Source organism: Rhizobium ecuadorense, from assembly GCF_001187535.1.
GTDB lineage: Bacteria > Pseudomonadota > Alphaproteobacteria > Rhizobiales > Rhizobiaceae > Rhizobium > Rhizobium ecuadorense.
On the sequence record NZ_LFIO01000958.1, the window covers coordinates 35,325 to 52,172 of the forward strand.

A 16,848-nucleotide genomic window follows, 5' to 3' on the forward strand; every position below is an offset into this window, starting at 1 on the left:
ATCACCCCAAAAATGGCTGCCTCATTTCCGGTAGCTATGGCCGGTTGCGTCAAACAGATGCAGCTTCTGCCTGTCGGCGGCAAATCGCATCTTCTGGCCCTTCTTCACATCATAGATACCGGGCAGCTTGACGACGATCGGCTCGCCCGGAACCAAGCCTTCGATATAGAGCAGCGTAACTTCGCCGAGCGCCTCGACGATCGATACCTCGCCCTCGAAAAGATAGTCGGCGCCATCGGCAATCCTCAGATCCTCCGGACGAACGCCGAAGCTTGCCGGCTTGCCGGCTTCGGAAGCACCGGTCGCCACATCGAGGGTCACCGACATGCCGCCGGTCAGCGTGACCGTCGTCTGGTTTCCAGTTGCGGCGACCGTCGCCGGGATGATGTTCATGGCCGGCGAGCCGATGAATTTGGCGACGAAGAGGTTGGCCGGACGCTCATAGAGATCCAGCGGCGCGCCGACCTGCTCGATATTGCCGGCGGAGAGAACGACGATGCGGTCGGCGAGCGTCATCGCCTCGACCTGGTCGTGGGTCACGTAGATCATCGTCGTATCGGCCATCTGTTCGTTCAGGCGGGCGATCTCGATGCGGGTGGCGACGCGCAGCGCGGCGTCGAGGTTGGAGAGCGGCTCGTCGAACAGGAAGACCTTCGGATCGCGGCAGATGGCGCGTCCGATCGCCACGCGCTGGCGCTGGCCGCCGGAAAGCGCCTTCGGCAGGCGATCGAGATATTTGGTCAGCTGCAGGCTCTCGGCCGCCGCCTTGACGCGGCGGTCGATCTCCTGCTTGCTTTCGCCGGCGATCTTCATGCCGAAAGCCATATTGTCGAAGACGGTCATGTGCGGGTAGAGCGCATAGGACTGGAAGACCATGGCGATGCCGCGCTTGGAGGGCGGCACGTCATTGACGAGATGGCCGTCGATATACATCTCGCCGCCGGTGATCGCCTCGAGACCGGCGATCATGCGCAGAAGCGTGGACTTGCCGCAGCCGGACGGACCGACGAAGACGATGAATTCGCCCTGCTTGATATCGAGGTCGATCCCGTGGAGAACGTCCACGGAACCGTAGGATTTGCGGATATCCTTCAGCGTCAGTCCAGTCATGTCTCTCTCCCCTGCTGATCCTCAAGCGAGACGGGCGAAATACGCCCCCCAGGCCGGAATATCGATCTTGTCGCCATAGTTGTTGCTGATAAAGCCATGCCCCGTCAACGCCTGCCATTCTCCCGCAGGCAAAGTGACGCCGCTTTCGGCCGGGCTCATGTTGAAGATGCAGAGCAGCTTCTCATTGCCGTATTCACGGGTGAAGATCAGGGCATCGCCCTGAGGCTCCTCGAATTCGATCTCGCCCTTGGCAAAGGCCGGGTGCAATTTGCGGAAGCCGATGAAGCGGCGGTAGTGCTCCAGCACCGAGGCCTCGTCGCCCTGCTGGACGCTGACGGCGCGCAGGATATGTTCGACCGGCACCGGCAGCCAGGGTTTCACCGTGGAAAAGCCGCCCTGGGCGACTTGGCTGTCCCAGACCATTGGCGTGCGGCAGCCGTCGCGGCCCTTGAATTCCGGCCAGAACTGTATGCCGTAGGGATCCTGCAGATCCTGATAGGCGAGATCGGCCTCGGTCAGCGCCAACTCCTCACCCTGATAGAGGCAGACGGAACCGCGCAGCGTCAGCAGCAGCGAAGCGTAGAGCTTGGCGAAGGCGTCGTGATCGGCGACCAGACCGCCCCAGCGGCTGACATGGCGCATGACGTCGTGATTGGAGAAGGCCCAGCAGGCCCAGCCGTCGGGTGCGGCGGCGTCGAAATCCTGCATCACCTCTTCGACGCGCTCGGCCGTCAGCGGATCGGGCGCCAGGAACTCGAAGGCATAGCACATGTGCATCTTGTCGTTGCCGGAGGTATATTCGCCGACAATTTCGAGGCCGCGCTGACTATCGCCGACTTCGCCGACCGCGGCGATTGCCGGGAACTCCTCGAGAACGGCGCGGAAGCGCTTCAGGAAGGCAAGGTTCTCCGGCCGGTTCTTGTCGTAGATATGCTCCTGGAAATTATAGGGATTGACCGCCGGCGCCGTCGAGGCGTTGCGGCGTTCGGGCGCCAATGCCGGATTGTCGCGCAACAGCGGGTCGTGGAAATAGAAGTTGATGGTATCGAGGCGGAAGCCGTCGACGCCACGATTGAGCCAGAAGCGCACGACATCGAGCAGACGGTCCTGCACCTCAGGATTATGCAGGTTCATATCCGGCTGCGAGGTCAGGAAGTTGTGCAGGTAATATTGCATGCGCGTCGGATCCCACGCCCATGCCGAGCCGCCGAAGATCGATAGCCAGTTGTTCGGCGGCGTCCCGTCCGGCTTGGCGTCGGCCCAGACATACCAGTCGGCTTTGGCGTTGGTCTTGCTGGAACGGCTCTGCACGAACCAGGGGTGCTGATCCGAGCTGTGCGAGATGACGAGGTCGATCATCACCCGGATACCGAGGCGATGGGCCTCCGCGATCATCGTGTCGAAATCCACCAGCGTGCCGAAGATCGAATCGACATTCTCATAGTCGGACACGTCATAACCGAAATCGCGCATCGGCGAGGTGAAGAAGGGCGAGATCCAGATCGCATCGACGCCGAGGCTTGCCACATGCGGCAGGCGGGCGGTGATGCCCTTGAGGTCGCCGATGCCGTCACCGTTGGAATCCTGGTAGGAGCGCGGATAGATCTGATAGATCACCGCGCCGCGCCACCAGTCCTTGTCGGGGGTCGAGATCGATTGGGGAGCCACGTTCATGGGATATCCTGTCTGAAGTCACGTTCGGAAATGGTCAGCCTCCCTTGACCGAACCCGCCAGCAGGCCACGCACCAGATAACGCTGCAACCCGAAGAAGACGAGCAGCGGCACGATGATGGTGACGAAGGCCGAGGCCGTCAAAATCTCCCAGTTGCCGCCGCGCGAGCCGAGCAGCGCGTTCAGGCTGCCTGTGAGAACGAGGTGGTCCTTGTCGGTGCCGAGGAAGACCATGGCGACGAGCAGGTCGTTCCAAACCCACAGGAACTGGAAGATGGCGAAGGAGGCGAGTGCCGGGAAGGACAAAGGCAATACGATGCGGGTGAAGATCTCAAAGTCGCTGGCGCCGTCGACGCGGGCGGATTCGATGATCTCCTTCGGCAGGCCGGCGATATAGGCCCGCAGGAGATAGATGGCGAGCGGCATGCCGAAGGCGGTGTGGGCAAACCAGATGCCGGGATAGGTCTTGGACGGCTGGCCGAGCATGGAGCCGATCTCGTTATAGAGGCGCAGCAGCGGGATCAGCGACATCTGCAGCGGCACGACGATGAGGCCGACGACCAGCGCAATCAACAGCGCACGGCCGGGAAACTCCATCCAGCTCAGCGCGTAGGCGGCGAAAGCAGCAATCAGGATCGGGATGATCGTCGCCGGGATCGTCACGGTCAGCGAGTTGATGAAGGACTGGCCGATGCCCTCGCCTCTCAGAACCGTGTTGTAGTTCTGCAGCGTAAATTCCGGCGGCGCGGAGACCGAGACATAAATACGCCGCGGTCTCTCGTCGGGCGAGAAGGCGGCGTTCTTCATGTAGCGGTAGCTGCCGTCGCTGTTGATCAGCAGGCTTTCGCCGTCACCGAGATCGGCGGTCTGACCGGCTTCGAAGGCCGCCGGCTGCTGCACGCGGTTGCCGAAGGCCTTCACCGAGCGGCCGGTCTGGCCCTCAAGCACATTGCCTGCAATGACGTAGGCAGCACCTTCCTGCTGCTGCTGATCGGCTGTGCCGAGGCGGACGGCGACGGTTTGCGTCGAGCCGACGAAGGACGTCCACCAGCCGGAGACGACGATCTGGTCCTTGTCGCGCAGCGCGCTGACGAAGATGCCGAGCGTCGGGATCAGCCAGACGATGACGATCAAGAGAACGGCGGCGTGAACGAAAAGACGGGCGGGGCCGATCTTGAAGTAGCTTGCGGCAGCGGTCATCTCAGTGGCCCTTCAGTTCGCGATTGGCGCGGCGCACGTTCCAGACCATGATCGGCGTGACAGCGAGCATGATGATGATGGCGATAACAGCACTTCGGCCGGAATCACCGCCGCCGCGGAACATCCAGTCGAACATTAGATTGGCCAGCACCATCGTCTGCCACTGGCCGTTGGTCATGGTCAGCACGATATCGAAGACCTTGAGGACGAGAATGGTGATCGTCGTCCAGACGACCGCGATGGAACCCCAGACCTGCGGCACCATGATGCGCCAGAAGATCTGCCAGCCATTGGCGCCGTCGATGACGGCGGCCTCGATCGTCTCCTCGGGAATGCCGCGAAGGGCGGCCGACAGGATGACCATGGCAAAACCGGTCTGGATCCAGATCAGGATGACCATCAGGAAGAGATTGTTCCAGAAGGGAACGGAGATCCACACCTCAGGCGTGCCGCCAAAGGTCTGGACGATGGCGTTCAAGAGGCCGATCTGGACGTCGTTGCCGCCGCGATATTCATAGATGAACTTCCAGATAACCGAGGCGCCGACGAAGGAGATCGCCATCGGCATGAAGACGATGCTTTTGGCGATATTGCCCCACCAGATGCGATCGGTCATCACGGCGATGACCAGGCCGAAGAAGGTGCAGGCGGCCGGCACGACGGCGAGCCAGAGGATGTTGTTGAAGATCGACTGGCGGAATTCGCGGTCGCCGAGCGCCCATCTGTAGTTGGCGACGCCGACGAACTGCTGGCCGGCGCGGTCGTAGAAGGAGAGGATGAAGGTCGCAACGACCGGGTAGACGAGATAGACGATGAGCAGGAAGAGCGCCGGGCCGACGAACAACCACGGCCGGATGAGCGCACGGCGGTTGAGATTGCGCGATGCGGCTCGGATGTCGCCATCCTTCACCGGCAGAGCGAGATCCAGGATCTTGTTCGAAAAGTAAAAATAGGCCGAGCATGCGAAAACGGCGACGACCACGACGCCCAAAGCGGACACTATCTGCGACAGCATTTCGTCCCTCCCCTGCTTCCCCTGATCTTATTGCGACCGGTTGTTATTCTGACGGGTCAGCGCCGGTCATCGTCAATCTGTGTGCATTACCCAATCACAATATATCCCGCGATGGCCGGGCTCTTTGCGAACCCGGCCAGTCATGCAGGCCATGCCGCCGGCAAGCCGGCGGCATAATTTTCAGGATTACTTGATGCCGTCCCAGGCGCTCTGGATTTCGCCAGCAGCATCTTGAGCAGACTTGCCGCCGACGAAATCGACCATACCAGTCCAGAAGGCGCCGGCGCCGATCTTGCCCGGCATCAGGTCGGAACCGTCGAAGCGGAAGGTGGTGGCGGAGGTCAGGATCTCGCCTTCCTTCTTCATCTGCGGGTTGGCATAGGCCTCGGTGCTGACACCCTTGTACGGGGTCAGGAAGCTCGACTGCGCCATCCAGACCTCATGCGCGATCGGGGTCTTCAGGAAGTCGATGAAGGCGCGGGCCGTCTTCGAGTCCTTGGCGATCGAGACGAGCGTGCCGGCGCCGAGAACCGGCTTGCCGAGTTCGGGATGCGAAGCATAGGTCGGCATGTAGAAGAAGTCTGCATCCTGGCCGAGCTTCGTGCCCTCGGGGAAGAAGGACGGAATAAACGAGGCCTGATGGTGCATGTAGCACTTCGGCGGAACGGAGAAGAGACCCTTCGGGCTGTCGCGGAAGTCGGTCGAGGCCACGGCCGCGACGCCGCCATTGACGTATTTCTCGTTCTTGGCGAACTTGCCGAATTCGTCGATCGCGGCAACGACGGCCGGATCGGTAAACTTCAGCTCGTTGGTCGTCCACTTGTCGTAGGCCTCAGGCGGCTGGGTGCGCAGCATGATGTCCTCGACCCAGTCGGTCGCCGGCCAGCCGGTGGCGCCACCGGAACCGAGACCGATGCACCAGGGAACGCCGCCATCCTTGACAATCTGATCGGTCAGGGCATGCAGCTCTTCCATTGATGTCGGGATCTTGTAGCCGGCTTCCTCGAAGTTCTCCGGAACATACCAGACCAGCGACTTGACGTCGGCCTTGTAGGGGAAGGCGTAGAAGGCTTCCTTGCCGTCCTTGCCCTTATAGGTGCCGTAACCGACCCAGCTGTCGCCGGCGCCGTAATTGTCCTTGATCCACTTGGAGTTTTCGTCGCCGAGCGGCGTCAAGAAGCCCTTGCTGGCGAGATCGGCAAGGAGACCCGGCTGCGGCAGAACGGCGATGTTCGGCGGCGAACCTGCCTGCGTGTCGATGACGATCTGCTGTTCGTAGTTTTCCGACGAGGAGTATTTGACATCGATGCCGGTCGCTTCGGTGAAATAGGCAAGAACGCTCTGGAAGAACGCCTCGTCCTCGCCGCGCCACGGCCCGAAGATCGTCAGCGGCTGGCCCTTCAGATCGGCATGAGCGGCCTTGAATTCGTCATAGCTCTTCCAGTTGAACTTGGAATCCTGTCCCGGGGCAAATTTCAGATCGGCCGCGGACGCAGCACCGGCAAAAAGCGCTGCCACGGCAACGCCCATCAAAAATGACTTTTTCATGTGATCAACCTCCCATCACAATCCCAACCCGCGCCGAATTCCCTTTAAAAGAAATTTCAAAGCGCTTTGACACCCAACTCATTCCACTTTCGGTGGAACGGAGTCAAGTCATTTCACGAAAACCGGCTGTGGACACGCCCGTCATGGCGGCGCGAGCAGCGGCTATCGGGAAATATGGAGCGATTTTTCTTGAGTCAAGCGCGCCAGATGCTACATAATTGAAAGCGCTTTGGGTGCCACTGGGAGGCGGCAGGCCATTTTAACACGGCCGACGGGCGGGCCGGGAGGAAGCATAGCAGGTGAATCTCAAACAGCTATCGGAATTGCTGGGGCTGTCGCAGACGACGGTGAGCCGAGCGCTCAACGGCTATCCCGAGGTCAATGAGGCGACCCGGGAGCGCGTGCTGCAGGCCGTCAAGGAAACCGGATACCGGCCGAACAAGGCGGCGCAGCGGCTTGCGACCGGCAAGGCCGGCTCGATCGGCCTCGTCATGCCGACGGCGCCCGGTCACCAGTCCGACGTGCATTTCGGTGAATTCCTGGCCGGACTGGGCGAAGAGGCGGTGCGCCACGACTTCCACTTCGTCATCATGCCTGCCGACCCGGACGACGAGGTGGCAGCACTCCGGCGCCTTGCGATCAGCGGCAATGTCGATGCGCTGTTCGTCGCCTATATGAGGGCCCACGATCCGCGGCTCGCCATGCTGAAATCGCTGTCCATGCCCTATGTCGTGCACGGCCGCTCCTTCGGTTCGGAACCCGATTATCCCTATCTCGACATCGACAATGAAGGCGCCTTCTACGATGCGACGCGGCTCCTGCTGCAGCTCGGCCATACGCGCTTTGCGCTGATGAACGGGCCGATGCATCTCGATTTCGCCATCCGCAGAAAGAACGGCGTCGCAGCGGCCCTTGCCGAGCGCGGGCTGGCGCTCGACGAGAACTGCGTCAGCCACGCGCTGATGACGGACGAGCAGGGCCTGCTGGCGATGGAACAATTTCTGCAGCTGCCGGAGCGGCCGACGGCCATCCTCTGCTCCAGCACGGTGCTGGCGCTCGGCGCGATCCGCGCGGCCAACCAGGCGGGATTGCGGCTCGGCGAGGATATCTCGCTGATCGCCCATGACGACGTGCTGCCGCTCTTGAAGCCGGAAAACTTCTCCGTGCCGCTGACGACGACGCGCTCGTCGCTCAGGGCCGCCGGCGTTCGCATCGCCCAGCGGCTGATCGGCACGGTGAAGCAGGCGGGTCCCTTCCCCGATCAGGAGCTCTGGAAGACCGAACTGATCGTCCGGGCTTCGACCGGCCCTGCCCCGCAGGTATAATTAAAACTGCGGGGGGGTCTGCCCTGCGGCGCGATGCGCGGCAATGACCGTATTGGCCATCAGCATGGCGATGGTCATCGGGCCGACGCCGCCGGGGACCGGGGTGATGGTGCTGGCGACTTCGGAGACCTCGGCGAAGGCGACGTCGCCGACGAGCCGGGTCTTGCCCTCGCCTCTTTCGGGGGCCGCCACGCGGTTGATGCCGACGTCGATGACCGTCGCACCCGGCTTGACCCAGTCGGCCTTGACCATCTCCGGCCGGCCGACGGCGGCGACCAGAATATCGGCGTTGCGGCAGACCTCGGCGAGGTTCTTGGTTCTCGAATGGGCGATCGTCACCGTCGCATTGGCGTTGAGCAGCAATTGCGCCATCGGCTTGCCGAACAGGTTGGAGCGGCCGATGACGACGGCGTTGAGACCGGAGAGATCCTCGCCATGGGTGCGGCGGACAAAGACCATGGCGCCGGCCGGCGTGCAGGACACCAGCCCGGTCTTCAGGTCGCCGATGGCGAGTTTGCCGGCATTGGCGATGCTCAGGCCGTCGACGTCCTTTTCCGGCAGGATCGCCTGGATGATCGGCTCGCTGTCGAGCGGCTTCGGCAAAGGCAGTTGCACCAGGATGCCGTGGATCGATGGATCGGCGTTGAGAGTGGCGACGAGGGCTGCCAGATCCGCCTGGCTGGTCTCGGCCGGCAACGTGTGCTGAACAGACTTGAAACCGCATTCCTTGGCCATGCGGCCCTTGGAACCGACATAGGCGTGGCTTGCCGGATCGTCGCCGACGATGACGACCGCAAGGCCGGTGGTGACGCCGCTGCTCTTTTCCAGCGCTGCCGTCGCACTCTTGACCGTCTGAATGACCGATGCAGCTACGTTCTTGCCGTCGATTACTGTCGTCACGCGTCTCTCCGCCCTGTTTCGCGCCAATCTATGGATAGTCGGCGAGCGTCAAATGCCCGCTAACGCCCTATCCTGTCGGAAAGCAGCAAGGCAATATCAAAAATGCAAGAAATGATTGGTCAGCGCAGCGGCTGCCGCGCTTCGGGGCCATGAACAAGAAGCCGCTCGCGCAGGCCGGAGATTTCGGAGCGCAGCACCTCCATCTCGTCGACCGCGGTTGGGACCGGTTGCGGTGCCGGCGGCGGCGAAGACAGCGGTGGGGATTCCTTTTCGGGAGCTGCCATGGGTTTACGCAGGCGCAGCAGGAGAGCCGCAGCAAGACCGGCGGCAAGCCCCGCGGCAGCGCCGGTCAGCAAGCGGCCGGCGCTGCCGTCGGGCGCCGATACCGTCGTTGCCCGTGCCGGCTTGATGAGGGCGATATGGCCGTCGGCGACCGTTCCGGTCGAAGCGGACGCCGCATCCTCCAGGCGCGAACGCGCGGCGGTCGCCTTCTCGCTGAGTTCGGTCAGCCGGGCAAGATCGACGCGGGTATCCCGGCTTTGCGCGATCAGCGTGTTGCGGCGGTCGTTCAAGCCCTTGCGCGCATCGACGGCCGCCTTGGCGGCGGCGTTGGCGGCCTGGACAAGATGGGCAAGCTCCTTGCCCATCTTGTCCTTCAGACCATCGGTTTCGGCCTGCTGCTGCAACAGGCGGGGATGGCGCGGGCCGAGTTCGGCCGAAAGCTGCGCAAGTGCAGTTCTGGCAACCGCATATTTGTCGCGCCAGTCCTGCAGCGCCGGCGAGAGCATATCGGAGGGGAGCGAACCGTCGAGCACGCCGGCAAGTTTTGCGGCTTTCAACCGGTCGGCCTGCGCCTTGGCGCTGAGGATAGTCTGATCGGCCTCTTTCAGATCGGCATCGAGCCGGTCGATCTGGCGGCGAAGATCGACCGCCACCTTGACGTTGCCCTCGCCGCTCTTTGCCGTGAAGGCCGTCAGTTCGGCTTTCGCCTCGTCATAGGCCTTGCGCAAGGCGGCGTCGGTTTCGGCGTTGCCGTCAGGTCCGTCTGCCGGGGAAACCGCTTCGGCAAGCCTTGCGGCGATGCGCATGGATTTACCGCTGTCGCCGGTCGTCACCCGCACGAGGATCGTGCCGGCGGCGGCATCGGGCAGTATCTCCACGGCATGCTTCAACGTCGCCTCGGCGCGCGAGGCCGGATCGGCGGCTGCCCCGGTCGCCGAGAGCAGATCGAGCGCAACGCCAAGCGCATTGGCCCGGGGGCCGGCAAATTCGGGATCATGATCGAGTTTCAGGGCGGCGACCGTCGAAGCAACCACCCGCGCCGACATCAGCCCTTTCGCCGCAGCCTGCGTGAAGGCGGCCCGGCTTGCGGCATCGGTCTTCACCGCAAACGTCGCTTCGGCGCGGTAGAGGGTTGGCGAAGCTGGCATCAGCGCCGGCAGGCCGGCGCCGATCGTCGTCGCCGCGGCGACCGTCATCGCAATAGAAATGCCGCCGACGCGCCGCCGGGGCGCTGCCGCGCGGAGCTCGGCCGCTTCCTGCCGGATCGCGGCCAGCGGTTCCGGCGAGATCATCGGCTGGATGGCCGGAGCAGCCGGTTCTTCGCGGCGCGGCTGTTCCTGAAGAAGCGGATGGCCGATGTCGTTGGCGGCCCGCAGACGATTGCCGAGGATGGTTTCGATGCGATCAACCAGCGGCGCCGTGCGCGCCGCGTTGGCGCGCTGCTCTTCCAGCGCGCGGCCGATGGCGCGCAGCAATTCGGCCTCGGGCGGGGCGATATCGGCGCGGTTCGACTGGGGCAATCTCAAGGGCACATCATAACGATCGTCATGGGCGCGCACCGGTGCGGGCGCCGGCGGCCGGGCGGCCGCGCGATCGTGAAAGCTGCTTCTGGCCCTGATATCGTACATTGCGCCACATCTCATGCACATGATGGCCGAATTCGCTCATCCGCACGGATGCAGATGATTAAGCCAGTCTAAATATTCATGGCAAAGAAATGGTTAACCGCAGCGTGTAAGAACTGAGCATAGCTCCTCAAACCGGAACCGATTTGAGGATGTCTATCGCGTCAGCTTGCTTTCTTGCGGTCTGACCGCGGCTGCAGCGCGGTGGCCGGCTCTTCCGGATGGCTGAGGATCCTTTCACGCCGTTGAAAGCGATAGCGCAGCACATGGAAGAGAAAGACCGGGATGCCGATGACGTAGCGGCGCCAGAGGCGAGTCGGCTCCTGCAGCAGCCGATAGGCCCATTCCAGGCGCATCATCCGCACCGTCCTCGGCGCACGCGGGACGGCGCCGGAGACGAAGTCGAAGAGGGCGCCGACCGTCAGCACCAGGCGCGCATGATCGGCACGGATATTGTCGTGGACCCATTTCTCCTGCAGCGGCGTTCCCATGCCGACGATCAGGATGTCGAGCTTCTGGCGCTCGATCTCCTCGGTAACCTCGGTGGAATCGACCTTGTCGAAAAAGCCGTCGGAAATGACGACGAATTCATGCCAGGGCGTATGTTTACGGAAATTTTCCGCTGCCGCCTCGACGACCGCACGCGTGCCGCCGATCAGGCCGATGCGGCGCGGAGCCTCCATGAAGGTCAGGAAGGCTGGCACGAAATCGGTGCCGTTCAGATTGGCGGGAAACGGCGAACCATGGGCGATCTGCGATGCGATGTTGAGGCCGATGCCATCCGGCAGCACCAGATTGTGCGACATGATCCGGTAGTATTCGTCGTCGCGCAGCGCCGTCAGCATGTTGTGGGCGTTGACGAAGCAAACCACGGTCTGGCCGACGGGGATGGAGGCCAGTTCGTTGATGAAAACGAGGGCGTCATCCCAGCCGAGATCGCAGACCGGCAGATCGAAGATCGTCCGCCGCGATGCGAGCACCGCGAAGTTTGCAATCAGATTCATTCCTACCTCCTGCCGAGGGTGCTGCATGCGCCCGACATCCCGGAAAACAAGCCCATCATTGCGCAGCGCAGGTTCCTGGAAGAACCGGCCGCATCGCGCCCGGACGGCGTCGCTCCGATCTCGGAAGGCGGCACTGCCGGGCTGTGACATCTGTATAACAGGACGGTTTCAAACAACCCTTAGGAAAATCCCTTGAATTTCCATGCTCGCATAAGTGGTTTGTTAACCACATGCGCCAAACGAAAAACGGCGCCCCGCGGCGCCGTTTTCGTCGATGCTATTCTGAATATTAGTGGGCGGCCGGCGCCGGCGCTTCGCCGGTCGGTGCGGTCTCGACGATCTTGACGGGTGTGCCCACCTTCTTCGGCTGCCCGGCGGAGCTTTCCTTGACGTCTTCCTTGGAGAGATAGTCGAGCTGCTCCAGCATCACCTCGGCGACATAGTCGCCACCGAGACGCTCGTTCATGCCCTTCTTGATCTCTTCGCGGAAGACCTTCGGATCGAAGGATTTGATATGGGCGATATCGACCATCTTGTTACCGACGAGCAGGCTGAAAAGCTCGTCCGTGGTCATCTCGGCGAGCGGCAGCGTCACGCCCTTCAGCATTTCCTTGTTCATCATGAAGGAAACGCGGCCGAGAAAGTAGCCGGTGATCGCGCCGTCGCCGATGATGGGTACGGTGATCGTTTCACCCTTCACCAGTTCAAGCGCGCTCTGCTTGGAATCAGTGGCCGCGGGCGCCGGCGCGGTCGCCAGATACACCGAGAAATAGACCGATGCCAAGGTGATGGCGCAAACCCAGACACCGGTAAGGACGAGCTTGACCATCAGTTTCCACGCGTGGCGAATTGTTCCTGGGAATAGGTGCCGTCGGCATCGGCGTCCTGAACGGCGTTCTTCAGCAGATCGGCAACAGCGCGAACCGCTTCGAGATGCGCCTCGACCCGACGTGCATTGAGAACCAACTTCTTCTTCAGGCCATGCAGCTGATCGAGATGGGCAGCGGCAAGCTCGGCCGGATCGGTGTCGCGGAAAAGCATCGACAGCTCGTAGAGGCAGCGGCTCTTATGCGCATTGGAGACCTTGAGATCGAACTGCGGATCGCTGCCGATCCGGGTGTTCTCATTGTCGATGATCATTTCGAGGCGTCCGAGAACGGATTTGATCCTGTATTCGTTCGAAACTATTTCCATTGTACCCTCGGTTATGCGTCGCTTGGAGCATGATGCCGAAAACTGTGCGCGGTTTCGGACGGCAGCGTGCTCTAACTCTTCAATTGAGAAGCGGATTCAGATTTCAGGCCAACGGGCCTAAAATCATCCCGTTCTATCGGTCTTGGCTTCGGCGGTCGGCGTGCCGAATGTCTTGCGCTGGAAGTCGTCGATCATGCTGATCGCAGTATTGCGGTCATCGTTATCGGTCGAGGCATTGACGATCTTGCCTTCCTGCCGGCGCAGCTGCTCGCTGTACATCTGCTTGGCGATGCCGATGCCGTCGCCCTTGGCCATGGTGTTGCCGAGCTGTTCGGCCATCATGCCTTTCCAGATATCGCCGGTCGCGCCCTTGCCATAGACGTCTTCGCTTTCGCTCGGCAGCATGGACTTGACGAAATTCTGCAGAACCATGGCCTCGAATTTCCGGTAGCTTTCCGGGACTTCCTCAGCCTTGGTGCGGTTCTGGATGTTGTTGAGGCCGCTCTTCTGGCCGATATGGTCGAGAACATCGACCGTATTGGAGAAGCCCTTGCCGTTCTCGGCGAGGCTCGTTGCGGCAAAGGCCGCACGATTTGCCTTCAATTTTTCCTGGGCCGCCTGAACCTCCCTGGGGTCGGCAGCTTTGACAACGTCCAGGACCAGATCACTGGGGGGCGAAATAGCCACGTTACAATCCTCTAAATTAAGATTGCAGCGACTATGGGTTTTGAAGCTTGCTGGAGGCTGGTGTTGCGAATTGCTGGTCGATGACATCGTAGACGGCGTTGTCGTCGGCCTCGCGGCGCTCGGCCTCGAGGGCCTCCTTCATGCCTTCTTCGAAACGGTCGCCCTTGGCGCGCTCGCGCGCCAGCCGCATCTCGTGGACCTGCTGCATGCCTGTCAGCTGCTGGTCCTTGATGGAGAGCCTGCCGAATCGATCGGCGTAATTCTGCGAGAAGGCGTGGTGAACCGGATCCATCGAGCCGAGAGCGACGATGACGTCGTCCATCGCCGCATTGACCTCGACGCGCTGGCGGCTGGTTTCGGCCAGATCGTTCTCGGCCATCCTTTCGATATGCCGCTGCACCGAGAGCAGTCGCTTGAGCTTCTGGGAGCGGTTCTTTTCGGCCATCGTCTCATCGCCCGATATAGATCGAGCCGAAGGACTGGCCGAACTGGCTGACCAACGCTGCAATCGAGAAATAGATCAGGAACAGCCCGCCCATCAGCAGATAGGGCGTCGAGATGAAGTAGACCGGGATCTGCGGCGCCAGCTTGTTGATGAAGCCGATCGAGACGTTGAAGATCATGGCGTAGATCAAAAACGGGCTCGACAGCCGCAGCATGATGTAGGTGGTCTGCTCCAGGGTGTCGGTAAAGGAGATCAGCGTCGCGCGCATCTGCATCAGGCCGCCGAAGGGCATGGTCGTGTAGGAATCGATCAGCGCGCGGAAGACGATGTGATGGAAATCCATGATGAAGAGGATCATGATGCCGGCAAACGTGATAAAGGCGGAAAGGCTGGTCTCCGGCGAATCTTCGATGATGTCGGTGGAGCCCGGCTGGGTATATCCGACCATCGTGGCAAGGATCGAGGCGGCGAACTGCATGCCGAGCGTGTAGATCCTCGCCAGCATGCCGTACATCACGCCGATCAGCGATTCGCTGAAGATCAGGCCGATATAGGTTCCGGAACCGGTGTGAACGGCCGGATAGACAGTATCCCAGAGCAGAGGCATGACTGCGATCGACAGTGCGACGGCGATGAAGACGCGCAGCTGTTCGGGCACACGCGCCGAGGAAAAACCCGGAAGAGCCAGCACACAGCCGCCGATCCGGCAGAAAACCAGAAACAGCGCGAGAACGGTCCCTTGCGGGTCTGTTATCATGAAATAGAGCCCAAAATCTTTATCTCGATGCCCTTGGCCAGTTCGACATGCGACAGGACCGGGAGCGTGGCGAACAGCCGTTCGATGATCATGCGCACATAGGAGCGTGTTTCCGGCGAGGTGACAAGTGCGAATGGCAGGCCGCGATCCATGAACTCACGGATAACTTTGGTGGCCTGTTCGCTGAACTCCTCCAGGCTGCGTGGATCTATGTCGAATTCGATCACCTCGCCCTTGGCGTCGCGCTTCAGTGCCTGGTGGAAAGCGAGATCCCATTTGCTGCCCAACCTCAGCACGCGCAGCACGCCATTGTCGGCGAGGTCGCCGCAAAGCTGCTGGGCCATGCGGATGCGGACATGCTCGACGATCTGCTCGGTCTTCCTGACATGCGGGGCGAGTTCGGCCACTGCTTCCAGGATAAGGTGCAGGTTGCGGATCGACACGCGTTCGGCAAGCAGCAGCTTGAGCACCGCCTGCAGGCCCGAATAGGACATGTGCGACGAGCAGATCTCGTCGGCGAGCTTCTTGTATTCGGGGTCGAGACGATCGATCAGCACCTTGACGTCCTTGTAGGACAGAAGCTGCGGCAGGTTGTTGCGGATGACCTCGCTCATATGGGTCAGCACGACCGAGACGTTGTCGATCGGCTGGAAGCCCTCGCGTTTCAGATCGTCGGCGAAGTTTTCGAGGATCGAGACGGCCGGCATGCCGAAGGCTGGTTCGCGGATTTCGTCGCCGGGGATGCTCGGCCGGCGGCCGGCGCCGGTAACGACGAGAACTTCACCGACGCGCAAGAGGTTGGAGGCGACCGTCGTGCCGTGGATGCGGATCTGGTAGGACTTCTCGGCAATGGCGATATCGTCGGTGACCTTGATCTCCGGCACGACGAAACCGTATTGCGTGGCGAACTTCTTGCGCATCTTGCCGACGCGGAAGGCGAGCTCCTGGTGGGCGCCGAGCAGGCGGGTCGAAACCATCTTGCCGAGTGCGAGCTCGATCTCGGAGGTGCGCAGCACCGACTTGACCGAATCCTTTTCCAGCTCCTTGCTCTGGACGACCTTCTTCTCCTCCTGCTCGCGGCGAACCTTGTTTTCAGCCTCGACCTGACGCGGGATGAACCAGGCGCCGAAGGCCAGAAGACTGCCGAGGATTACGAAGGGGACGAATGGCAGGCCCGGCATCAGCGCCAGGACGAACATCAGCACGGCCGAAACGGAGAGCGCGCGGGGATAACCGCTCAACTGGTTGACGACAGCCTGGTCGGTGGAGCCGGTGGTGCCGCCACGCGAGACGAGCAGGCCGGCGGCGAGCGAGACGATGAGGGCCGGCATCTGCGAGACGAGGCCGTCGCCGACGGAGAGCTTGACGAAGACGTCGGCCGCTTCGCCGATCGGCATGCCGTGGCGGAAATAGCCGATGATGATGCCGCCGAAAACGTTGATGGCGGTGATGATGAGGCCGGCGACGGCATCGCCGCGCACGAATTTCGAGGCACCGTCCATCGCACCGAAGAAGGAGCTTTCCTCTTCGAGCTCTCTGCGGCGGCGCTGGGCTTCCCTTTCATCGATGATGCCGGCCGAAAGATCGGCGTCGATCGACATCTGCTTGCCGGGGATGGCGTCGAGCGTGAAGCGCGCGCCGACTTCGGCGATACGCGTGGCGCCCTTGGTGATGACGATGAAGTTGATGGTGATGAGGATCAGGAAGACGATCAGACCGATAACGAAGTCGCCGGACATCACCAGGCTTGCGAAACCGGCGATGACGCCGCCGGCGGCGTCGTGGCCTTCATTGCCGTGGGACAGGATGACGCGCGTCGTCGCGATGTTCAGCGCCAGCCGGGTCATCGTCGCGATCAGCAGAATGGTCGGGAAAGACGAGAAATCGAGCGGTTTCTGGATCCACAGCGCGACCATCAGGATCAACACCGAGAAGGCGATCGAGAAGGCCAGTCCCATGTCGATCAGGAATGGCGGGATCGGCAGGAAGAGAATGCAGATGATGCCGATGATGCCGAGGGCAAAACCGACATCGCGCAGGCTCGGGGCGACTTTCGGAAGGGGGAGTGCAGGTGGTTGCGCCAT

General features: G+C 61.8%; 15 protein-coding genes. 1 reads left to right on the plus strand and 14 read right to left on the minus strand.

What is annotated here, in order from left to right; genetic code table 11:
- Positions 1–21: 21 nt before the first annotated feature.
- From AF337_RS17455 to AF337_RS17475, 5 genes are all read right to left on the minus strand, one after another.
- Positions 22–1,110 (minus strand): ABC transporter ATP-binding protein, encoded by a 1,089-nt coding sequence (locus AF337_RS17455; protein ID WP_049733053.1) that lies wholly within the window; start codon positions 1,108–1,110, stop codon positions 22–24.
- Positions 1,111–1,131: 21 nt separating this feature from the next.
- The gene (bglA, locus tag AF337_RS17460; protein WP_049733054.1) at positions 1,132–2,784 is read right to left on the minus strand and encodes a beta-galactosidase BglA; all 1,653 of its coding nucleotides are present in this window, start codon (positions 2,782–2,784) and stop codon (positions 1,132–1,134) included.
- 34 nt (positions 2,785–2,818) lie between these two features.
- Positions 2,819–3,982: a carbohydrate ABC transporter permease gene (locus AF337_RS17465; protein ID WP_049733055.1), complete on the minus strand. Its 1,164-nt coding sequence runs from the start codon at positions 3,980–3,982 to the stop codon at positions 2,819–2,821.
- A 1-nt stretch (position 3,983) separates the two neighbouring features.
- Entirely contained in the window at positions 3,984–4,997 is a 1,014-nt protein-coding gene (locus tag AF337_RS17470) for a carbohydrate ABC transporter permease (protein ID WP_049733056.1), read from the minus strand.
- 186 nt (positions 4,998–5,183) lie between these two features.
- Positions 5,184–6,545: an ABC transporter substrate-binding protein gene (locus tag AF337_RS17475; RefSeq protein ID WP_049733057.1), complete on the minus strand. Its 1,362-nt coding sequence runs from the start codon at positions 6,543–6,545 to the stop codon at positions 5,184–5,186.
- A 299-nt stretch (positions 6,546–6,844) separates the two neighbouring features.
- Between AF337_RS17475 and AF337_RS17480 the strand changes: the two genes are divergently transcribed.
- Positions 6,845–7,870 (plus strand): LacI family DNA-binding transcriptional regulator, encoded by a 1,026-nt coding sequence (locus AF337_RS17480; protein WP_049733058.1) that lies wholly within the window; start codon positions 6,845–6,847, stop codon positions 7,868–7,870.
- Here the strand turns inward: AF337_RS17480 and folD are convergent, their stop codons facing one another.
- The 9 genes from folD to flhA form a co-directional block, all read right to left on the minus strand.
- On the minus strand, positions 7,871–8,770 hold the full coding sequence (gene folD / locus AF337_RS17485; RefSeq protein WP_049733059.1) for a bifunctional methylenetetrahydrofolate dehydrogenase/methenyltetrahydrofolate cyclohydrolase FolD: 900 nt from the start codon (positions 8,768–8,770) through the stop codon (positions 7,871–7,873).
- A gap of 119 nt (positions 8,771–8,889) precedes the next feature.
- Entirely contained in the window at positions 8,890–10,680 is a 1,791-nt protein-coding gene (locus tag AF337_RS17490) for a GumC domain-containing protein (protein WP_049733060.1), read from the minus strand.
- 161 nt (positions 10,681–10,841) lie between these two features.
- Positions 10,842–11,681 carry a WecB/TagA/CpsF family glycosyltransferase gene (locus tag AF337_RS17495; protein WP_049733061.1) on the minus strand — a complete coding sequence of 280 codons (840 nt, stop codon included), beginning with the start codon at positions 11,679–11,681 and terminating at the stop codon, positions 10,842–10,844.
- Positions 11,682–11,970: 289 nt separating this feature from the next.
- On the minus strand, positions 11,971–12,510 hold the full coding sequence (locus tag AF337_RS17500) for a hypothetical protein (RefSeq protein WP_049733062.1): 540 nt from the start codon (positions 12,508–12,510) through the stop codon (positions 11,971–11,973).
- Positions 12,510–12,875, minus strand: a complete 366-nt coding sequence (locus AF337_RS17505) for a hypothetical protein (RefSeq protein ID WP_049733063.1) — start codon at positions 12,873–12,875, stop codon at positions 12,510–12,512. The genes AF337_RS17500 and AF337_RS17505 overlap by 1 nt, the downstream gene beginning before the upstream one ends.
- 123 nt (positions 12,876–12,998) lie before the next feature.
- A complete protein-coding gene (locus tag AF337_RS17510) occupies positions 12,999–13,562 on the minus strand; it encodes a rod-binding protein (RefSeq protein WP_049733064.1) in 564 nt (187 codons plus the stop codon).
- 31 nt (positions 13,563–13,593) lie between these two features.
- Entirely contained in the window at positions 13,594–14,007 is a 414-nt protein-coding gene (locus AF337_RS17515) for a hypothetical protein (protein ID WP_049733065.1), read from the minus strand.
- Positions 14,008–14,011: 4 nt separating this feature from the next.
- Entirely contained in the window at positions 14,012–14,764 is a 753-nt protein-coding gene (gene fliR, locus AF337_RS17520; protein WP_049733066.1) for a flagellar biosynthetic protein FliR, read from the minus strand.
- Positions 14,761–16,848 (minus strand): flagellar biosynthesis protein FlhA, encoded by a 2,088-nt coding sequence (gene flhA / locus AF337_RS17525; RefSeq protein ID WP_049733067.1) that lies wholly within the window; start codon positions 16,846–16,848, stop codon positions 14,761–14,763. The genes fliR and flhA overlap by 4 nt, the downstream gene beginning before the upstream one ends.